General features: G+C 66.8%; 12 protein-coding genes. 2 read left to right on the top strand and 10 right to left on the bottom strand.

What is annotated here, in order from left to right; all coding sequences use genetic code 11:
* The 9 genes from AB0H56_RS09670 to AB0H56_RS09630 form a co-directional block, all read right to left on the bottom strand.
* The gene (locus tag AB0H56_RS09670) at positions 1-1,233 is read right to left on the bottom strand and encodes a hypothetical protein (RefSeq protein WP_357159789.1); all 1,233 of its coding nucleotides are present in this window, start codon (positions 1,231-1,233) and stop codon (positions 1-3) included.
* 22 nt (positions 1,234-1,255) lie between these two features.
* The gene (locus AB0H56_RS09665) at positions 1,256-2,887 is read right to left on the bottom strand and encodes a serine/threonine-protein kinase (RefSeq protein ID WP_357159786.1); all 1,632 of its coding nucleotides are present in this window, start codon (positions 2,885-2,887) and stop codon (positions 1,256-1,258) included.
* Between the two features lie 92 nt (positions 2,888-2,979).
* Complete coding sequence (locus AB0H56_RS09660; RefSeq protein ID WP_357159783.1) at positions 2,980-4,188, bottom strand: hypothetical protein; 1,209 nt, start codon at positions 4,186-4,188, stop codon at positions 2,980-2,982.
* Between the two features lie 6 nt (positions 4,189-4,194).
* Positions 4,195-5,424: a hypothetical protein gene (locus tag AB0H56_RS09655; protein WP_357159780.1), complete on the bottom strand. Its 1,230-nt coding sequence runs from the start codon at positions 5,422-5,424 to the stop codon at positions 4,195-4,197.
* 11 nt (positions 5,425-5,435) lie between these two features.
* Positions 5,436-6,665 (bottom strand): hypothetical protein, encoded by a 1,230-nt coding sequence (locus AB0H56_RS09650; protein WP_357159777.1) that lies wholly within the window; start codon positions 6,663-6,665, stop codon positions 5,436-5,438.
* 200 nt (positions 6,666-6,865) lie between these two features.
* Complete coding sequence (locus tag AB0H56_RS09645) at positions 6,866-8,395, bottom strand: serine/threonine-protein kinase (RefSeq protein ID WP_357159774.1); 1,530 nt, start codon at positions 8,393-8,395, stop codon at positions 6,866-6,868.
* A gap of 84 nt (positions 8,396-8,479) precedes the next feature.
* On the bottom strand, positions 8,480-9,712 hold the full coding sequence (locus tag AB0H56_RS09640) for a hypothetical protein (RefSeq protein WP_357159771.1): 1,233 nt from the start codon (positions 9,710-9,712) through the stop codon (positions 8,480-8,482).
* The gene (locus AB0H56_RS09635; RefSeq protein ID WP_357159768.1) at positions 9,709-10,908 is read right to left on the bottom strand and encodes a hypothetical protein; all 1,200 of its coding nucleotides are present in this window, start codon (positions 10,906-10,908) and stop codon (positions 9,709-9,711) included. Before AB0H56_RS09635 ends, AB0H56_RS09640 begins: the two co-directional genes overlap by 4 nt.
* A gap of 75 nt (positions 10,909-10,983) precedes the next feature.
* Positions 10,984-12,189 (bottom strand): hypothetical protein, encoded by a 1,206-nt coding sequence (locus AB0H56_RS09630; protein WP_357159765.1) that lies wholly within the window; start codon positions 12,187-12,189, stop codon positions 10,984-10,986.
* Positions 12,190-12,356: 167 nt separating this feature from the next.
* Here AB0H56_RS09630 and AB0H56_RS09625 point away from each other — a divergent pair, with 167 nt between their 5' ends.
* Positions 12,357-13,658, top strand: a complete 1,302-nt coding sequence (locus tag AB0H56_RS09625; RefSeq protein ID WP_357159762.1) for an FHA domain-containing protein — start codon at positions 12,357-12,359, stop codon at positions 13,656-13,658.
* Positions 13,659-13,767: 109 nt separating this feature from the next.
* On the opposite strand, the gene AB0H56_RS09620 is transcribed toward AB0H56_RS09625, so the two are convergent.
* Entirely contained in the window at positions 13,768-15,213 is a 1,446-nt protein-coding gene (locus AB0H56_RS09620; protein ID WP_280218777.1) for a metallopeptidase, read from the bottom strand.
* A gap of 107 nt (positions 15,214-15,320) precedes the next feature.
* Here AB0H56_RS09620 and AB0H56_RS09615 point away from each other — a divergent pair, with 107 nt between their 5' ends.
* On the top strand, positions 15,321-17,852 hold the full coding sequence (locus tag AB0H56_RS09615) for an FHA domain-containing protein (RefSeq protein WP_357159759.1): 2,532 nt from the start codon (positions 15,321-15,323) through the stop codon (positions 17,850-17,852).
* Positions 17,853-17,888: the final 36 nt, after the last annotated feature.

Genomic DNA, 17,888 nt, shown 5'->3' with positions numbered 1-17,888 from the left:
CTACCCGCACTTCTTCAGAATCGCATACTGGGCCGCCGTTCGTTCCTGCAAGCCGCCTTCGATCTCGCCGCTACTGATCGAGTTGGCCGTGACAACCGCAACGTACCTGTCGAAAACCACCGCACACAACGAATCGTATTTCCGGCTCGCATCTTCGACGTCCAGCCGCAGACATTGGGCGTCCGCGATTCCCGCCGGTGGTCTGAGAACGATGTCATTCTTACCTGGTCGTGCGAAAAACGTCTGTAGCTGGAACGCTGAGGCGAGATCACGGGTTCGGTACACCGTGCTCGCTCGTCGGCCGATCAAGTCGACGCCAGTCTCTTCGAACTTCTTTCGGGTCTCGACTGGGTTGCGCACGAAATGCAGTATTCCTGCGGGTTCGAAGGTTCCGAAGTCCTCGAAGTAGTAGTTCGCACCCGAACTGTCACGTGTGTCTCGGATCGCAGCTCGTCGCATGATATTGGTCGGATCGAGAGGTTCGTTCAAAACGTCGTCCAGGGGTCTCGGAACGAAGCGATCGATCATCTCGATCTGCTGTGCTACGGACCTTCGAGCAGTGGCTACGGCACCTTCGAGGTCGGTGGCGGAATTGTCGAACTTGACCCAGACAAGATACTTGTCGTGCGGCACCCATAGACGTACTGTGTTGTTTTCATCCTTGGAGGCGCGAATCCCGATCGCTCCTGATATTTCGATTGCCGTCCGTGGGCCGTTCGCCAAGGTGATGCGCTGGAAGTCGTCCGCAATACGCACGCTTTCGGAATCCGTCGCGAACTGGAGAACGGCGACTGCCAGCTCTTTCGGAGATCGGACGCTTCCGTTGGATTTGGAAGTCGACACCCCGCCGATGAAGTTCAAATTGAACCGAAGTGGCGTCCGGTATTCCTCTCCGAGTCCTCCGGTCGACGGCATGCTGATGTCGTCGGCAAAGATCTTCGTGACTCCGGGGATTGTCAGTTCGGGATCGATATCGAACGGGTGCAGGAGGTGACTGAGCATCCGCCTGGCCTCTATCAGTTGAATAGATTTCGACGGATCGGTGGTGGGGTTCCAGGAAAACTCGAATGGTGTCGGTTCGTTTTTGAACGGGCCTGGGCGCAGATAGTCAAGGTCGACGGAAGTTGCACCGGGCACTGCAGATCCGGCAATGGTTGCCCCGCATCCAGCAGACAACATCGTCACCGCGATTGCGACGGCGATTGCCGACAGTCTATTGCTGGTAATCCTCATTCGGCCCCCATTCCGTACTCGGCTATTTTATTTTCCCGGCCAGGATCGGCACCATCTTGTCGATGAGGATCTGTTGTGATTGGCTGCTCCAGACTTGGAAAGCCTGAACCGTGGACGGATCGTCCACGACAACGACATTGGCGTTGCCGCTCGTCAAGGAGAACGGAAGACCGCGGTATCCGCCGTTGCCTGCTTGGCTGTCAGTGCGAAGTACGAGGACCACGTCGGTGTTGTTCTTGATGTTGTAGTCTCCGACCGACAGCGCCCTCGGAGACTTCTCGTCGCCCACCGCCTTGTATTCGGAGTTGTAGTCGAAATCCAAGTCGCGCAGGAACTTCCACTGGTCACTCGGGTTGAGCACAACCGACAGCGTGGAATTGCCGAAGTTGTAGGCGGTGATCGTCTTTCCGCTGAATTCAGGGTGGGCGGTGCGGACCTGGGCCATCGGGTCGGCGCCGCCACCAGTCGAGGAGTTGTCCGACCTGGTCAGCACGAAGACACCTGTGCCGACGAGCGCCGCGACCACCAGTGCGATCAAGCCGGGGAGAAGGAACTTCTTGGCACGCTTCTCCCGGTAGGGCGAGGGATTGCGGGCGGTGATCAGGTCGGCCTCGGAGACGCCGCCCGATTGGAGCGGTTGGCCGACGATTGCGCGGCTTGGGTCGGTGCCCCATTGGGGAGTGGCTACAGCTCGGCTCGGATCGGTGCCCCACTGTGGGGAGACGACATCCGTGGCCGCGGTGTGCGGGCCGGAGATCGGCATGCGAGGTGCGGTGGAGAAACCTTGGGCTGCCGGTGCTTGCATCTGGGACCCGTACAGCGCGGAATGGGCGTCCTGGATGAACTCGCGGCAGGTGTTGTAGCGGTCGTTGGGGTCCTTGGCCATGACCTTGGCGATCACGCGGTCGATCGCGGGCGGGAGGTCGGGGCGGACAGCCGTGGGACGCGGTGGCGGTTCGTGCAGGTGGCCCATCATGACCATGGCCGGCACCGTGGCGGGGTAGGGGTTCTGCCCGGTGAGGAGCTTGTACAGGGAGCAGCCGAGGCTGTAGATGTCGGCGCGGTGGTCGAGGGTGCTGCCCATCAGCTGCTCGGGCGGGGCGTAGGCGACCGTGGCCATGAAGTTGCCTGTAGCGGTGAGGTCTTGGCCGTCGTCGGTCGATTTGGCAACGCCGAAGTCGGTCAGCAAGACGCGTTCTTCGTCGCCTTCCTCCGCTGCGGCGATCATGAAATTCGCCGGCTTGATGTCACGGTGGAGCAGGCCACGCCGATGCGCGTAGTCGAGCCCCTTGCCGACCTCGCCGATGATGCGTAGCGCACGTTGTGGCGGCATCGCGGCCGGCCCTTTCGCGACCTCGGCGGACGCATCAGTGCCGTCGACGTACTGCATAGCGATCCAGAGTTGGCCGTCCTCGTCGCCGCGGTTGTACACCGCGACGATGTTCGGATGGTCGAGGCCGGCGGCGAGATTGGCTTCGCGCTCGAATCGTCCACGGAATTCCGGATCCGTGGACAGGTCACCGCTCAGAACCTTGAGGGCGTCTCGGCGTGGAAGGCTCGGATTCTGGGCCAGGTACACGGTACCCATGCCGCCGGCTCCGAGGACCTTGATCACTCGGTAGCCGCCCACAATTGCGCCGGGCCGCAAGGCCATTCGCATCTCCTCATCCTTCGCGCGCCCCGCAGTGCACGTGCCAACCAGGGCAATCTAGCAGGTGCTGACGCACCGTTCAGTCCACGTGGATCTCACCCCAGCGCGGCCAACAGCTTGTATTGGGCGGCCGCGCGTTGGTGGACGTCTTGGAGGTTCAGCCCGCTCACCGCGAATACGTACCGGCCGATGATGCCGTGGCACGTCGGCCGTGCGGAGCTGTATTTCACCGCAGGATTCTTGTCGAAACAGCTCGTGGTCGGCAGATTGGCAGGGCTATCGACCTTAGCGTAGTCGCGATCGTCGAGCGTCCCGGTGTTCATCGCTGCCACGAACCGGCCCGCGGCTGCCTCGTCACGGGTTCGGTACACAGAACCAGTGTCGAAGGCAACATAGTCGATGCCTGCGTCGGCGAACGCCGCACTCATTGTCTGGGCGTTGTCTTCGAGGTGCAGCACAGCCTGAGCCGGATATACCGCCGCGGGACTTGTCCCGTTCTTGGGCCTGTTCTTCTCTTCGGTCGGCAAGGCGTGGGCCAGCAAGGCGTCGTGATCGAGCGGCAACGCCTTGATGTCGCTCAATGGAGTCGGCGCGTAGGAACGCAGCATCTCGATCTGCTTGTCGAAATACTTCTGTGCGACCACGGCGTCTGCGGCGGGGTCGTAGGGGAGCCCGAGCCAGTCCTCGACCTGGATGTGCAGCAGCATGTCGCCACGCACCAACATGGCGCGCAAGTTCTGCACCGGCATGGGCTCGGGGTCGTCCTCGACCTTGATCAGTGCGTCGGAGTAGTTGGGAACCTGATACGGCGATCCGGGGGTTCGATTGAACAGTTCGGTTGCCGCGAATTTCGCTTGGTCCGCGGTTTCGAACCTCATGGTGACCGTCGTGACAGTTCGCCCCGCACTGATCTCGTCGCGACGGTTGGCAGAGCTTTCCCAGCCCGCGACAAGACCGGGGATGACAGTGTTGAAATCTTTGAAGTCGATGCCGGTTCCCCCGATTGTCGGGGTCTTGGTCGGATGCAGACCACCACGACCGCCCTTCGAGTAGATGAACCGGGGGTCGTATTGAAACGGAAGCGGGGTCGCGGCACCGATCCGGATCGCCTCCTGCAGCGCTCCAGAGTTCGGGAACCGGGTGGCTTCGAGATTCGTGGGCGTGGTCGGGTAGTTGCCGGAGTCGAGTGCGGCGACGTCGATCGTCGGCGTGGATTGCGCCGCGTTGTCGCCGTCATTGCCGCAACTGCTCAAGACCAGACCCAGCACCACCACCAGCGCACTGCCTACACGGGTTTTTCGCATGATGGTCTACTCGCTCTTCTTCAGAATCGCGTATTGCGCGGCGGTACGTTCCTGCAGAACCGGATCCACTTCGAGGGCGGCCTTCGACACGGACGCCAGCGACATCACCACTGCTACGTACCTGTCGTACACGAGAACACAGAACCCGTTGTATTCGCGGTTCTTGTCCTCTTCCGCCAGCCGCACGCACTGGGCGTCGGCGATGCCGGGTGGTGGCGCGAGGACGGTGTCGTTCTTGTCTCGCTTCGCGAGCACGGTTTGCAGTTTGAACGCGGCCTCGACGTCGCGGGTGCGGTACACAGTGCTGTAGCGGCGCCCGACGAGGTCGACGCCCGCCTCCTCGAATGCCTTGCGGGTCTCGAGGGTGTTGCGCTCGTAGTGCAGGATGCCCGACGGCTCGAAGACCCCGAAGTCCTCGTTGTAGAAGCTCATTCCGAATGGGTCGCCGCTGCCCGCCGACTTGTCCATCGTTCGTCGGACGATGCCTTCTTGGTCGCGGGGCAGATCCATCAGGTCGTCAGGGGCGATCACCTTGAACTTGTCGAGGGCTGGGATCTGGGCATCCATCGACTTCTTGATCTTGTCGGCCAATCCCGTGACGTCTGGGGTCGGTTGCGACACCGAATTGACGATCACGAAGGGCCCATGCTGTTGAAAGGCGTTGACGCCGGTGTCATCCGCGCTCGAGGCGTTGGCCGTCGGATAGCCAGGGATGGTGACCGGGTGGCGGGGTCGCTCTCCTGTGTTCGTGACTTGGAACATCGCGGCCGCGGCGTTCTTGGCATCCTGCTCCGTGGCGAATTGCAGGACGCCGACATGCATTGTCTCGAGGTTGCGAACACTGCCGTTCGTACGAACTTCGGTGACGCCCACAACCAGCTTGTTCGAGGTAACTGCGTCGTTGTACTGGGGCGGGATGCCGCCGGTCTTCGACATCGCGTCGGCGTTGGCGAAGATCTTGGTGAAGCCGAGCGTATTCAGGGACGGGAAGAAGTCGGTCGGATGCACGAGAACATTGAGCAGCCGCCGGCCCTCGATCAACCTGATCCGCTCCGAGGTGTGTGAGGAGAACCCCTCCACGAACTCGGTCGGTTCGGTCACCTGGGCACCGGTCTTCAAGGCGGCCAGATCAACCGGAGTCATTCCGGGTTTGGCTTGGCCGGAAATGGGTGCGGCACAACCGGATGCGACAGTCAGCGCAGCCAGGAGCCCCGCCACCCGCAGGGAGTACTTCATCGTGGGATTCCTCATGGGCGGGCGAGCAGGATGTACTGAGCGGCCACCTGCTGATGCAGGTCTTGCAGATTCGAGTCGCGTACCTGGACGACATAGCGGTCGACCTGCATGTAGCAGATGTAGTCCGCGGTCTTTCGCACGCCTTCTGCCTCGTAGGTGTTGGCGAAACACTCGACCGGTACGGTCATGTTGGCGGGCGCCTCAGCTACCTGCTCATTCTCGTCAGGCTTCTTCCACTCCTCGTACAAGCCGTTGGCTCCCGACGCGGTCGTCGATCGGAAGACAACGCTCTGGCCGAAAGTGATCAGGTCCACCCCGTTTTTCGTGAGCGTCTGCAGAGTCTCCGCGCTTGGCTCCGCGAACAGGCTGAGGACACCGCGGCCAGTGACAAAGCCGTCCGGCTGAGCGCGTACGGGGGCCGACTGATCGGACGGAAGAGTCCGGCCGAGCAGACCGGACGGGTCGAGCGGTACATGTTCGAGCTTGTCCGACGGGGTCGGCACGAACTTGTCGAGCAGCGGGACCTGCACCTCCAGCAGCTTCTCGACCTGTGCGGTCAGGGAAGCGAGGTCCGGAGCTCGGGTGTCGTCCTCGAGCTTCATGAAGATCACGTACCGGTCGTGCACGGTCCACGAACCGATCGACGACACCGACGGGCGCCAGTGCGCGTAAGTCTTCGGGTACTTGGTGATCGGGACCTTCACGTTCTCGCTGTTGAAGGTGAAGTCGTCGTTCTCGAGTGTCGGGCCCACGGACTCGGCGGTCTTGGCGTCGGGGAACATGAGGACCGAGAGGTGCGCCTTGCGCTGTTTGCCCTCGGCGTTGGGCGCCGTCGCCCAGGAGTTCAGCCAGCCGGCGACGAGGTCTTCGGCGACCTCGTCGAAGGTGTCGTTGACGATGAGCGCGCCCAGACCTTTACGGTTCAGCACGATCTGGGTGCCTGCCACGAACGAATCGAAGCGGTTGTCCCTGACATAGGCCGGATCGGCCTCGAACGGAAGGGCCACGTAGTCGCCGAGACGCTGAGCCTCCCAGGCGCGCGCCTGCGTCATGTTCTTGGCGTTGCCCACCGTGCGCGGCTGCGTCTGGTAGTTGCCGAAGTCCAGCTTCGACGTATCCGGCCCCGGCTTCGTCGCGGTTCCCGCCACCTCGGAACCGCACCCGACAGTGGCCGAGACCATGGCCGCGACAGCCACCGATACCGCTGCGCGCCGCGCCCGTGCACCACGATTGAGCAGCACACCCTCCCCCTCTGCCTATCCATCTGATCTGATCGTGGGTGACTGTTGATCAGTCTCCGCCCCCGGTGATCTGGTTCGCGGGCATAGTAGCGCACCCGCGGTTATGACTTCCTTGTCAGACGGGACGCGTGATCTACGACGGTGTCCGCGTAACCCCCTCAGACCTCGGTTCCGGTGCGCACGGCTGTGGGGCGTGGGGACTACTTCACCCGGCTCTTCAGGATGGGGAGCAGGCGGGAGAGGAGGGTTTGTTCGGAGTTGGCGGTCCAGGTGCGGATGGAGGTGACGGTGATCGGGTCGTCGATGGGGATGACGGTGGCTCGGGAGCCGGTGATCTGGTACGGGAGGCCGAGGAGGCCGCCGCCGCCTGCTTTTTCGTCGCTGCGGACGACGAGGATGTAGCTGTCGTCGGGGACGTCGAGGCGGGCGGAGGTGCTGGCGACCGGGCGGGGCGAGGGCTCGTCGCCGGACTTGGTGTAGTTGAAGTTGTAGACGAAGCCGAGGTCCTGCAGGAACTGGGTCTGCAGGGTGCCGCCGAGGTAGGTGGCGACCTTGTTCTCGGCGTCGACGTCGACCATCAGGACTGTTTTGCCGGTGAAGGCGGGGTTGTCCTGGCGGGCCCGTTCGACGGGGCTCAGCGCGTTCTGCGCGGTCGTGGTCGCCGGTCCGCCGCCGGTTCCGCTGTCGCCGCTGGCCGCCCAGACGCCGACGCCCACCGCGACCGCGACGGCGGCGACCATGGCGCCTGCGCCGAGCGCGATTTTCTTCTTCTTCGACGACTTCGGGGCGGAGGGGACGGTCCGGTCGGACACGGTGGGCGCCTGGGCCCACTGAGCCGGCGCCTGGATCGGGTACGTCGGTGAGGTGTGGTGGCCCGTGGGGTTCGAGCCGGGGACCAGGGCGGCCGCCGCGGCGTCGGTGAACTCGCGGCAGGACAGGAAGCGCTCGTGCGGATTCTTCGCCATCGCGCGGGCGAAGACCTGGTCGAGGGCGGGCGGCAGTCCGGCGCGCACGCTGGTCGGGCGGGGCGGTGGCTCGTGCAGGTGGCCCATCATGACCAGGGCCGGTTGCGTTGCGGGATAAGGGTTCTGGCCGGTGAGCAGCTTGTAGAACGAGCACGCCAGGCTGTAGATGTCGGCGCGGTGGTCGAGCTGGCCGCCGGAGAGCTGCTCGGGCGGGGCGTAGGCGATGGTCGCGAGGAAGCTGCCGGTCTGGGTGAGCTCGGAGGCGTCGTCGGTCGACTTGGCGACGCCGAAGTCGGTGAGCAGCACCCGTTCCTCGTCGCCGTAGGTGTTCGACAGCAGGAAGTTGGCGGGCTTCACGTCGCGGTGCAGCAGGCCGCGATGGTGCGCGAAGTCCAGGCCCTTGCCGACCTCGGTGACGATGCGCAGCGCGCGCAGCGGGGTCATCGCGTGCGGGTCGCGCGCCAGCTCGGCGGCGGCGTCGGTGCCCTCGACGAACTGCATGGCGATCCACAGCTGGCCGTGCTCCTCGCCGCGGTTGTAGACCGAGACGATGTTCGGGTGGTCCAGGCACGCCGCGAGGTTGGCCTCGCGTTCGAAGCGGGCGCGGAACTCGGGATCGCGGCTGAGTTCGCCGCTCAGGATCTTGAGCGCGTCGGTCCGTGGCAGGCTCGGGTGACTGGCCAGATAGACCGAACCCATGCCGCCGGCGCCCAGCTTGCGGATGATGCGATACCCGCCGACGATGGTCCCTGGGCTCATCGCCATGTCCTACGATCTCCTGAGTCGTTACCGTGCTTCAGCTTCTCGGCGGGAGCATACTGGCCGCCGCGACAGTCCGCAGTCATCGGTTCAACGGGTGTTCGCGAAGAGCGCGTATTGCGCGGCCGCGCGCTGGTGGGCGTCGAGGAGCTGGTGGCCGCCGACGATCCCGACGTACTGGTTGTAGGCGACCATGCAGCTGAAACGGGTCTTCGTGGCCAGCGACTGATTCTCCACGCAGACGGCATCGGGCACGTTGGGCGGCGCGGCGGCCTCGGCCTTGGTCCGCCAGGGGAACAGCTTGTCGGCGACCGCCCGCTGCGCGGTGCTCGGGTCGGGCGTGCGGATGCCGATCGAGCCCCACGACAGCGCGACCTGCTCGGCCTTCATGGCGGTGAGCTGCTGGTCGACGTATTGCCGATCGCTGGGCAGGGCGTCGCCGGAGTAGTGCAGGACGCCGTGCTTACCGGTGACGAGCAGGGTCCCCGAGCCGTCCGGGTTCGACAGTTCCTCGGGATTGAGGGTGCGTGCGACCAGCCGGTCGGGGTCCCAGGGCAGCGACATGACCTCTTCGTCGGTCAGCGGCGTCGTTTTGGCGAGTGACTCGATCTGCTTGGTGTACGCCGTCTCGGCCATGGTGGTGAGGCCCGCCAGATCCGGTGTCGGGACCGAGAGCAGGAAGGCGATGACGTACGGACCGTGTGGCATGACCGTACGCAGGAAGGGTGCATCGGGACGCCAATGTGACAGTGCCGCAGGATATTTCGGCAGCGAGACCGGCTGGTTGCGACCCTCCTGGGCGGCGAGATCGACGTCGTGGAATTCCCTGGCCGCCGCGGTCGCGGCCGCGGCGTCGGGGAACTGCAGGACCATCGTGGTCGCGGTGAACTTGGTCGTGTCCTTCTTGCTGGGCCACGTGCTGGGACTGTTGATCGTGGCATCGGCGGAGGCGCCGTTGGATTCGAACCCGTAGAGCATCTTGTGCTTCTTCGCGACGGGTTCGAGCGCGATGTCGTTGCCGAGGGCCTGCGGGAGCAGCCCGGCGGACACGGTGGACGCGCGTTTGCCGTAGATCATCTGCGGATCGATGTCGTGGGAGTTGACGACGTAGTCGGCGATCCGCATCCCGGCGACCTTGTACATCTCGTAGAAGTCGGGCAGTTTCGGATCGTCGTGCGCGTCGTACGGCTCGGTCGGATACGGGCCGACGTCGAGGGTGCGGATATCGACCTCGGCCGGCGTCGCGGTGCCCGACACCGAAGCGCAGCCGGTGAGCACGGCGATCAGCGAGGCCGCGAGCAGCGCGGTGCCGCGGCGCCTCATGCGGCGTTCACCAGCAACGCGTACTGGGCGGAGATCCGCTGCTGGGCGTCGAGGAGCTGGTTCGACCAGACATAGGCGGCGTAGCGGTCGTAGGACACCGCGCAGTAGAACCGCACCGCCATCCGCTCCCGGCCGATGTACTCCTTGCACTGGGCGAAGGGCAGATTCTTCGGCGCGTCGGAACGGGTGAACTTCTTGGTCAGGCCGCCGATTTCGTCGCGAACCGCCTGGGCGCCCGCGATATCGCGCGCCCGGTAGACGTCGGAACCGTCGTTGGCGTACAGATCGACGCCGGCGCTGTCGATGATCTTCGCCATGGAGACGGGGTCGGAGGTGAAATGGCGTGCGGTCCGCCCGGCGTAGACGCCAGGGGGATTGATCCAGGAGTCCTCGCGAGGTCGCGGCGCGGTGCGTCCGAGCATGCCGTCGCGATCGCGTTGCAGCGTGGTCAGCTTGTCGCTCGGGGTGGGGACGAACTTCTGTACCGAGGGGACGATGGTGTCGAGGCTCTTGCGCGTCAGATCCAGCAGCGCCTGCTTGTCCACCTTCTCCAGCCAGATCTTGAGGTAGTCGTAGAGCCAGGTGTAGATGACGAGATGGCCGGTGGCGAACCAGGAACCGATCGACTGCTGATCGGGCTGCCAATGCGCCTTCGCCGCGGGGTAACCGGGGATCTCGATCGGCTGGTTGTTCGGCGCGTACTCGAAATCGGCGCGCTCGAGGGCGACAGCGGCCGCGGCGGCCTTCTGCGCGTCGGGGAAGATCATGACCGCGTTCACCATGTCGATGCCCTTGTTCTGGCGCTCGGTTTCGGCGGAGCTCACGAACCCGCCGATGAAATCCGGCGCGGTCTCGGCGAACCGGTCGACGGCCATGATCTTGCCGAGCGAGGCCTCGGCGTCGAGGAACACCGTCGCGATCGTGGGATTGGTGTGCACGAAGCGCGGATCGATATCGGCCGGGGTCGGCACGAAATCGCCCAGCCGTTCGGCTTCGATGAATCGCCCCTGATCGAGATTGGCGACCACACCGACCTCGCGCGGCTGGGTGGCATACCCGCCGACATCGAGCGAGGCCAGATCGACCGGCGGGTCGGTGGCCTCGGCCGCTCGGTCACCGGTGCCGCACGCGGCCACGGTCAGGAGCACGGCCGCCAGCGCGACGCACACCCTGCTCGGCATTCCCCGGGTCCGCACGACGATCACCCTCCCCGAATCGATGGTCGGCGGAATCCTACGACACCACGCCGACACACGGGCGGGCTCGACGGCTCACAGACTGTTCGCCAGCAAGGCGTACTGCGCGGAGATCTTCTGGCGGACGTCGGGCTCCTGGTCGGAGCTGACAATGCCGAGGTAGCGCTTGTACGGGACGTAGCAGCGGTACTTGTACTCCTCCTCGGAGTCGCCGTCGTCGTTGAGCTGCAGGCACTTGGCGCCGGGGATGTCGGTGGGCGCTGGCAGCGCGTCGTAGTGGCCGGAGCTGTCGATGAGGCCGGTCATCAGGGCCTGCGCCCCGGCCAGGTCGCGCACCCGGGTGACCGACCCGCCGTCGACGAGCGCGATGTGCTCGGCGCCCGCGGACTCGATGAGGCGCTGCCGCGCGGCCTGGTCGTCGGCGTTGTTCACCAGATGCGCGGGACTGTAGACCGCGAAGGAGTGCTGATCGGGGTCGAGCCCGGAGCGATCCTCGACGACGGCGCGGGCCAGCAGGCGCTCGCCGTCGACCGGGAGATCGGCGAGGTCGCCCATGGGGGTGGCGGTGAAGGTCGCGAGCTGGGCGAGCTCGGCGGCCAGGGTCTTGTCGACCCAGGCGGTGAGGTCGGCGGAGTCGGCGCGTGGGCGCTGGATGAACAGCGAGATCACGAACTCCTCGTGCGCGAGGAAGGCCCCGATGGTGGGCACGTTCGGCCGCCAATGCACGTATGCCTCAGGGTATTTGGTGGAGGCGAGCTTGCGATTCTCCGGCGAGACCGCGAGGTCCACGTCCTCGAGTTCCCGCGCGGCGAGGGTGGCCGCGCCCGCGTCGGGGAAACGGAGCAGGGCGGTGGTGACCGCGGTCGTGTCGTCGGCGGGTCGGGTCTGGCCCACCGGATCGGGCTTGTCGGAGCCGAGCGCGGCGTAGCCGGTGACGAACTTCCGGTTCTCCAGCACGGGTTTGGACACATTGGCGACGAAATCGAGCGCCCGCTCCACATCGGGGATGACGGTGCCGCCGCGCCCGTGCGACAGCGACGGGTCGATCCGCACGGCCGGAACGACGGCGGCCGACATCCGCATTCCCTCGACCAGTGCGCCCTCCTCGCCCGCGGTGTCGTCGTAGCTGTGCCGGTCGGTGGCGTAGGTGCCGGTTTCCAGGCCGCGCACATCGGGTTCGCCGGCGACCGGGGTGCCGCTCACGGCGCACCCGGTGAGGACGGCGGTCAGCGCGGCGCAACAGAGCGCGGACGCGATCCGGATCTTGGTCGAATTGCTCATCACAGGCCCCTCGCGTTCTTCGCGCTGTAGCAGTGAAGTTACCGGACGAAAGCCGCCCAGGGGGACCGATGTGGGCGGGTTTGCCATAGTCTGGAGAACATGGCGACGACCCTGCTGCGCGGTTCCGGTGGAGGCCGATACCTGTGAAGGATCGGCAGGTCGAAGTCGTGCCAGGAAGTCATGCGGTCGCGCGGGTCGCGGGCGCGGTGATCGTGGTGGCGCACCGGGGGCCCGGCCGCCCGACCGCGGAGGACACCGCGGCCGTCGCCCTGGAATCGCTGGCCGAGCTGGTGCGTGCCGCCGCCGAGGACCAGCCGGGCGGACCGGGCTCGGTGATCGCCCGCGAGGCGACGCGCTGGTTGATGAAGTACGCCGAGCAGATCTCGCCCGGCGTCCCGATCGATTTCGGGGTGCTCTCGGCCGCCGACAACGGCGGCGTGGCGATCTTCCTGCACGGCGCGGTCACCGCCGTGCTCGCCGGTGACGGCGCCAACGAGTACTACCGGGGCAGCGATGCCGCGTTCACCGTCGACCGGGTCGCGTCCGAACCGGCCAGGGCGGTCGCGCTGTTCGTCGACGACGCCAAGGGCCGCATCCCGGATCTGCCGCCCGACCGCGGCCTCGGCTGGCTGGTCGAGGGCATCGCGCAGGCGGGCGGGGCGGTGATCTGGTCCAATGGCGCGCGCTCGCGGATGCGGACCGCCGAGCCGGCGGGCGAGGTGCGCAGGCCACCACCGCCGACCGCGCGCATCGATCGGGAACCGCGTGGGCCGCAAGCGGGTTCGCGTCCCGTCGAGCAGCCTGCCACCGGGATGCAACCGGCGACCTCCATGCTCGACGCGGCGGGTAACGCGACCGGACCCGGCCATCCCGCGGTCACACCGCCCGATCCGAACAACGCCGAGACCCGCGCGGGCGGCACCAATCCGGCCCCCGAGCCCGATCCCGACCTGCAACGACGGCTGGAAGCGACCGCGCGGGCGACGGTGCTCACGGTCAAGGTGATGGGATTCAAGTGCGCACGTGCGCATCCCAGCGATCCGCGCTCGGCGTTCTGCACGGTCTGCGGCATGCCCGTCGACCAGACCCAGGCGCTGAGCGAGGTCGTGCGACCGCCGCTGGGCATGCTCGTCCTCGACGACGGCATGACCTACCTGCTCGCCGCCGACGCGGTGATCGGCCGCGACCCGGAGCACTCCGAGGCCGCCCAGCGCGGCCTGGTCCCGCTGCGGGTCGACGACACCTCGGGCGGCATGTCCCGCGCGCACGCCGAAGTGCACCTGGTGAATTGGGATGTGCAGCTGCTCGATCGCGGGTCGACCAACGGCACGCGCAGCCGGCTGCCCGGCTATCGCGACTGGATCAGGCTCACCCCGAACCAGCCACTGGTGCTGATCCCCGGCACCGAGATCATGATCGGCAACCGGGTCCTGCGCTACGAGCCCGCCGCACCACCCCCGTTCGGCTGACCCCGCAAGTCCCCCCGCCCCACCGGCACCGCACGACCCGACCTCGAGGAGGGTCCGCCGCGTCAGCGACACAAGGGGCGCGACCTCGAGCGCGCTAGCGCTCCAAAACTCAGCTGTAGCGCGACAGGCAGGTGGTCTCGCCGTTGAGGACCCCCGCGCGGAACGCGTCGACCCGGGAGAATCCGCTGGGCACCGTATTGCCCTCGGTGTCGCTGGCCGCAAGGCCGTCGGTGAGCAGGCCGGAGACCGCCTCGTCGAGGTCGCCCGCGGAGAGCTGGATGTCGCCCTGGCTGGCCGGGCGGCCCGGCTCGGCCAGCTTGCCGGTGACCACGCCGGACAGGCAGGCCGCGCGCAGGCCGGTCTTCGCGCCGGTCAGCTGCTGGCCGTGTCCCCGCTGCACCGCGAGGGTGTAGCGGGAGATGAACACGACGTAGCCGTTGTAGTCGCCGCTGACCTTCACCGGCAGCGGGCCGTCGTCGTCGTTGTCGACCGCGCCGCGCTCGGCCAGACCGGGGACGTCGGTGGCGATGACGTTCTTGGCCGGGCAGTAGGTGACGGGCTCGGTGGCGGCGCCGTCGGCGCAGTCGATCTTCGCGCCCGAGTAGTCGTAGGTCGGGCTGTCCTCGACGGGGAGGATGGCCTGCAGAGCCTTGCTCAGCTCGACCAGATTGTCCTTCGAGATCGGGTATTCGCCGCGGCCCTGGTCGCCGGAGAAGCTCTGCGGGAGGTTGCCGCGTCGCTGGTCGATCTCCTCGTCGTCGATGCCCTTGCAGCCGCGCGGGCCGTCGGTGAACCCGATCTGCACGGCGGTGACCCGCTCGAACGCCGAACCGTGCACGCTCTCCGGGTCGTCGGGGTCGGAGTCGCGGATCGAAACGGTCGCGGCCAGCACCGAATTCAGGCCGTCGGAGGTGTTGATCGTGAAGTGCTTCGACTTGCCCTCGGCGACGTGGCGCATGAACGCGCCTGCGAAGCAGTCCGCCTGCTGCTCCTTGACCAGCACCGGCGTCTTCTTGGTGACCAGCTTGGCCATGGTCTGGATGGCATGGCCGTACTCGTGGGCGAGCACCATCACCACCGACATCTTCCCGAAGGTCTCGGTCATGGTGGGCAGCAGCATCGCGCGGTCCCAGCCGATCGAGTTGTCGCTGCGGCAGTAGGCGGCGTTGACCAGGTGGTAGGTCGTCTCCTTGCAGAACTCCACCGCCTGGCCGCGGGGGGCACGGGCGTTCCAGGAGATCAGCTTCTCGACCGGTTCGAAGGTCTCGCCGCGGAACTCGGTGCCGAACACGCCCTGCCAGTAGGCCTGGATGTCGTCGATCGCGTTGAGTGCCAGCGTGTCGACCTCGCCGCCGTCGCCGTTGGTCGCGGTCAGCGTCGTGTCGGGGACGCCGGGGCGTGGCCCGTTCGGTCCGCCGGTGGTCGGCAGACCGGCCACCTTGAACGGATCGTCGTAGATCGAGACGCCGTGACCGTCGATCGCCCGCGTGCAGCCCACACTCAGCAGTGTGACCAGCGCAGCGGTGATCGCAACGAACACTTGGCCTTTCGACATCAGTCCCCCTGATCGGCCGGAAACATGGGCAGGTCGAGTGCCGGATCGGGCTTTCAGCCGTCTCGGGGGCACCGCCGATGTCCGGGCGATGGCATAGTATCCGCTCCATGTCTTCACCGGGGGCGCAGACCATCACCGTGCGCCATGATGGAACCGAACGAGTCTTCGAAGCGAGCCAGCAGATCACCATGGGCCGGGCGCCCGAGGTCACCCTGTTCGTGGACAGTCCGCTGGTCTCTCGCGTGCACGCCACTCTGCGCTTCCAGAACGGCGCCTGGGTGCTCGCCGACAACGGCAGCACCAACGGCGTGTTCGTCGACGCGCGCAGGCTGAGCCAGCCCGTCTCGATCGACCGGCCCACGCAGGTGCGTCTGGGGGACGCCATCAGCGGGCCGCTCCTGCACCTGGTCCCGGCGGCGCCCAATTCGCGCCACGCGGCCACGATGCTCGCCCAGCCGTCCCAGCCGCCCGCTCAGCACCGGCCGCCGCAACGTCCGCAGCAGCCGTTCCCGCCGCAACAGGCCAGACCGAATCCGCCGCAGCAACCGCAGTACGTGCCGACCTCGCAGCTGCCGTCGCAGCCGCAGCCGATGGCGCCGCAGGACAACATCAACATGACCCGGCGCGCCGACTCCTCGATGCTGCCGCCGGTGCGCAAGTCGGCCTCCACCGAGCCGGTGGCCCGCGGTGACCGCATCCCGCCCGGCGGCCTGAGCATCGGCCGTACCTCCGACAACCAGATCGTGGTGAACGATCCGCTGGCCTCGCGCAAGCACGCGCGCCTGGTGTCCTCGGCCGAGGGGCTGGTCATCGAGGACCTCGGGTCGGCCAACGGCACCTTCGTCAACGGCCACCGGCAGCAGCGCACGGTGCTGCGCGAGCGCGACATCGTCACGATCGGCAACATCGACTTCGTCGTCGCGCAGGGGGCGCTGGCGCATCGGCAGAAGCCGGTCGCCGAACTCGGGCTCTCGGTGCACGGCGTCGGATTCACCGTCGAGGGCAACAAGCAGCTGCTCGTCGACGTCAACATGCAGGCGGGCCGCGGCACCCTCACCGCGCTGATCGGCCCCTCCGGCGCCGGCAAGTCGACGCTGTCGAAGCTCATCGCGGGCAACACCCAGCCCTCGGGCGGTGTGGTCACCTTCGAGGGTCGCAACCTGCACGCCGAGTACGAGGCGCTGCGCTCCCGTATCGGCATGGTCCCGCAGGACGACGTGCTGCACCGTCAGCTCACCGTCCGTCAGGCCCTCGGCTTCGCCGCCGAGCTGCGACTGCCGCCCGACACCACCAAGGCCGACCGTCAGCAGGTGATCGACGGTGTGCTGCAGGAGCTCTCGCTCACCCAGCACGCCGACACCCGCGTCGACCGGCTCTCCGGTGGTCAGCGCAAGCGCGCGTCCGTCGCGATGGAGTTGCTCACCGGTCCCTCGCTGCTGATCCTGGACGAGCCGACCTCGGGCCTCGACCCGGCGCTGGACCGGCAGGTCATGCAGATGCTGCGCGAACTGGCCGACGCGGGCCGCGTGGTCATCGTGGTGACGCACTCGGTCGCCTGCCTGGACATGTGCGACCAGGTGGTGCTGCTCGCGCCCGGCGGCAAGACGGCCTTCGCGGGCCACCCCGGCGGCGTCGGCGCGGCGCTGGGCACCTCCGACTGGGCGGAGATCTTCGCCAAGGTCGCGGCCAACCCGGACCAGGCCTTCGCCGCTTACCGATCCAGGCAGGCCTACGTGCCGCCCCCACCGCCACCTCAGCCGCTGCAGCGCGGCAACGCGGGCGCGCCACCGCAGTCCAGCGGGATGCGCCAGTTCAGCACGCTGGCGCGCAGGCAGCTGCGGCTGATCTTCGCCGACCGCGGCTATCTCGCGTTCCTGGTGGTGCTGCCGTTCATCCTCGGCGCGCTGTCGCTGGTGGTTCCCGGTACCGACGGCTTCACCGAGGGCCCGCTGATCGCCCAGCCGGACGGCTCGTTCGCGCGGTCGAGTGGCGGTGAGGCCCAGCAGCTGCTCGTCGTGCTCATCCTCGGCGCCTGCTTCATGGGCGCCACGCTCACCGTGCGCGACCTGGTCGGCGAGCGGTCGATCTTCTATCGCGAACGCGCGGTGGGCCTGCTGCCCTCGGCGTATCTGATGGCCAAGATCGTCGTGTTCAGCGTGACCGCGTTCCTGCAGTCGGCGGTGCTGGTCGGCATCACCTTCCTCGGCAAGAAGGCGCCGCCGGAGGGCGCGCTGATCCCACCCGGCGGCGTCGAGCTCTACATCGACATCGCGATGACGGCGGTCTGCTGTGTGGTGTTCGGCCTGCTGATGTCGAGCCTGGCCAAGTCCAACGAGCAGGTCATGCCGATGCTCGTGGTGATGATCATGGTGCAGCTGGTGATGGCGGGCGGCCTGATCCCGGTGACCGACCGCGTCGGCCTCGAGCAGGTGTCGTACCTGTTCCCCTCGCGCTGGGGTTACGCCGCGGGCGCGGCGACGGTCGACCTGCGCGAGCTGGTCATCGGCGCGCAGGAGGACCCGCTCTGGGTGCACGAGCCGGGGATCTGGATTCTCGACATCGTGCTGCTCGTGGTGATCACCGCGATTCTGGCGGTCATCACCTGGAGCCGGCTGCGCCTGAAGAAGACGCAATCATGAGCGATCGGCAGGTCAGAGCCGTATCGGCGGGCAAGC

It is taken from the genome of Nocardia sp. NPDC050717 (assembly GCF_040654275.1).
In the GTDB taxonomy this organism is placed as follows: domain Bacteria; phylum Actinomycetota; class Actinomycetes; order Mycobacteriales; family Mycobacteriaceae; genus Nocardia.
This window is presented reverse-complemented; position numbering and strand designations above follow the sequence as displayed.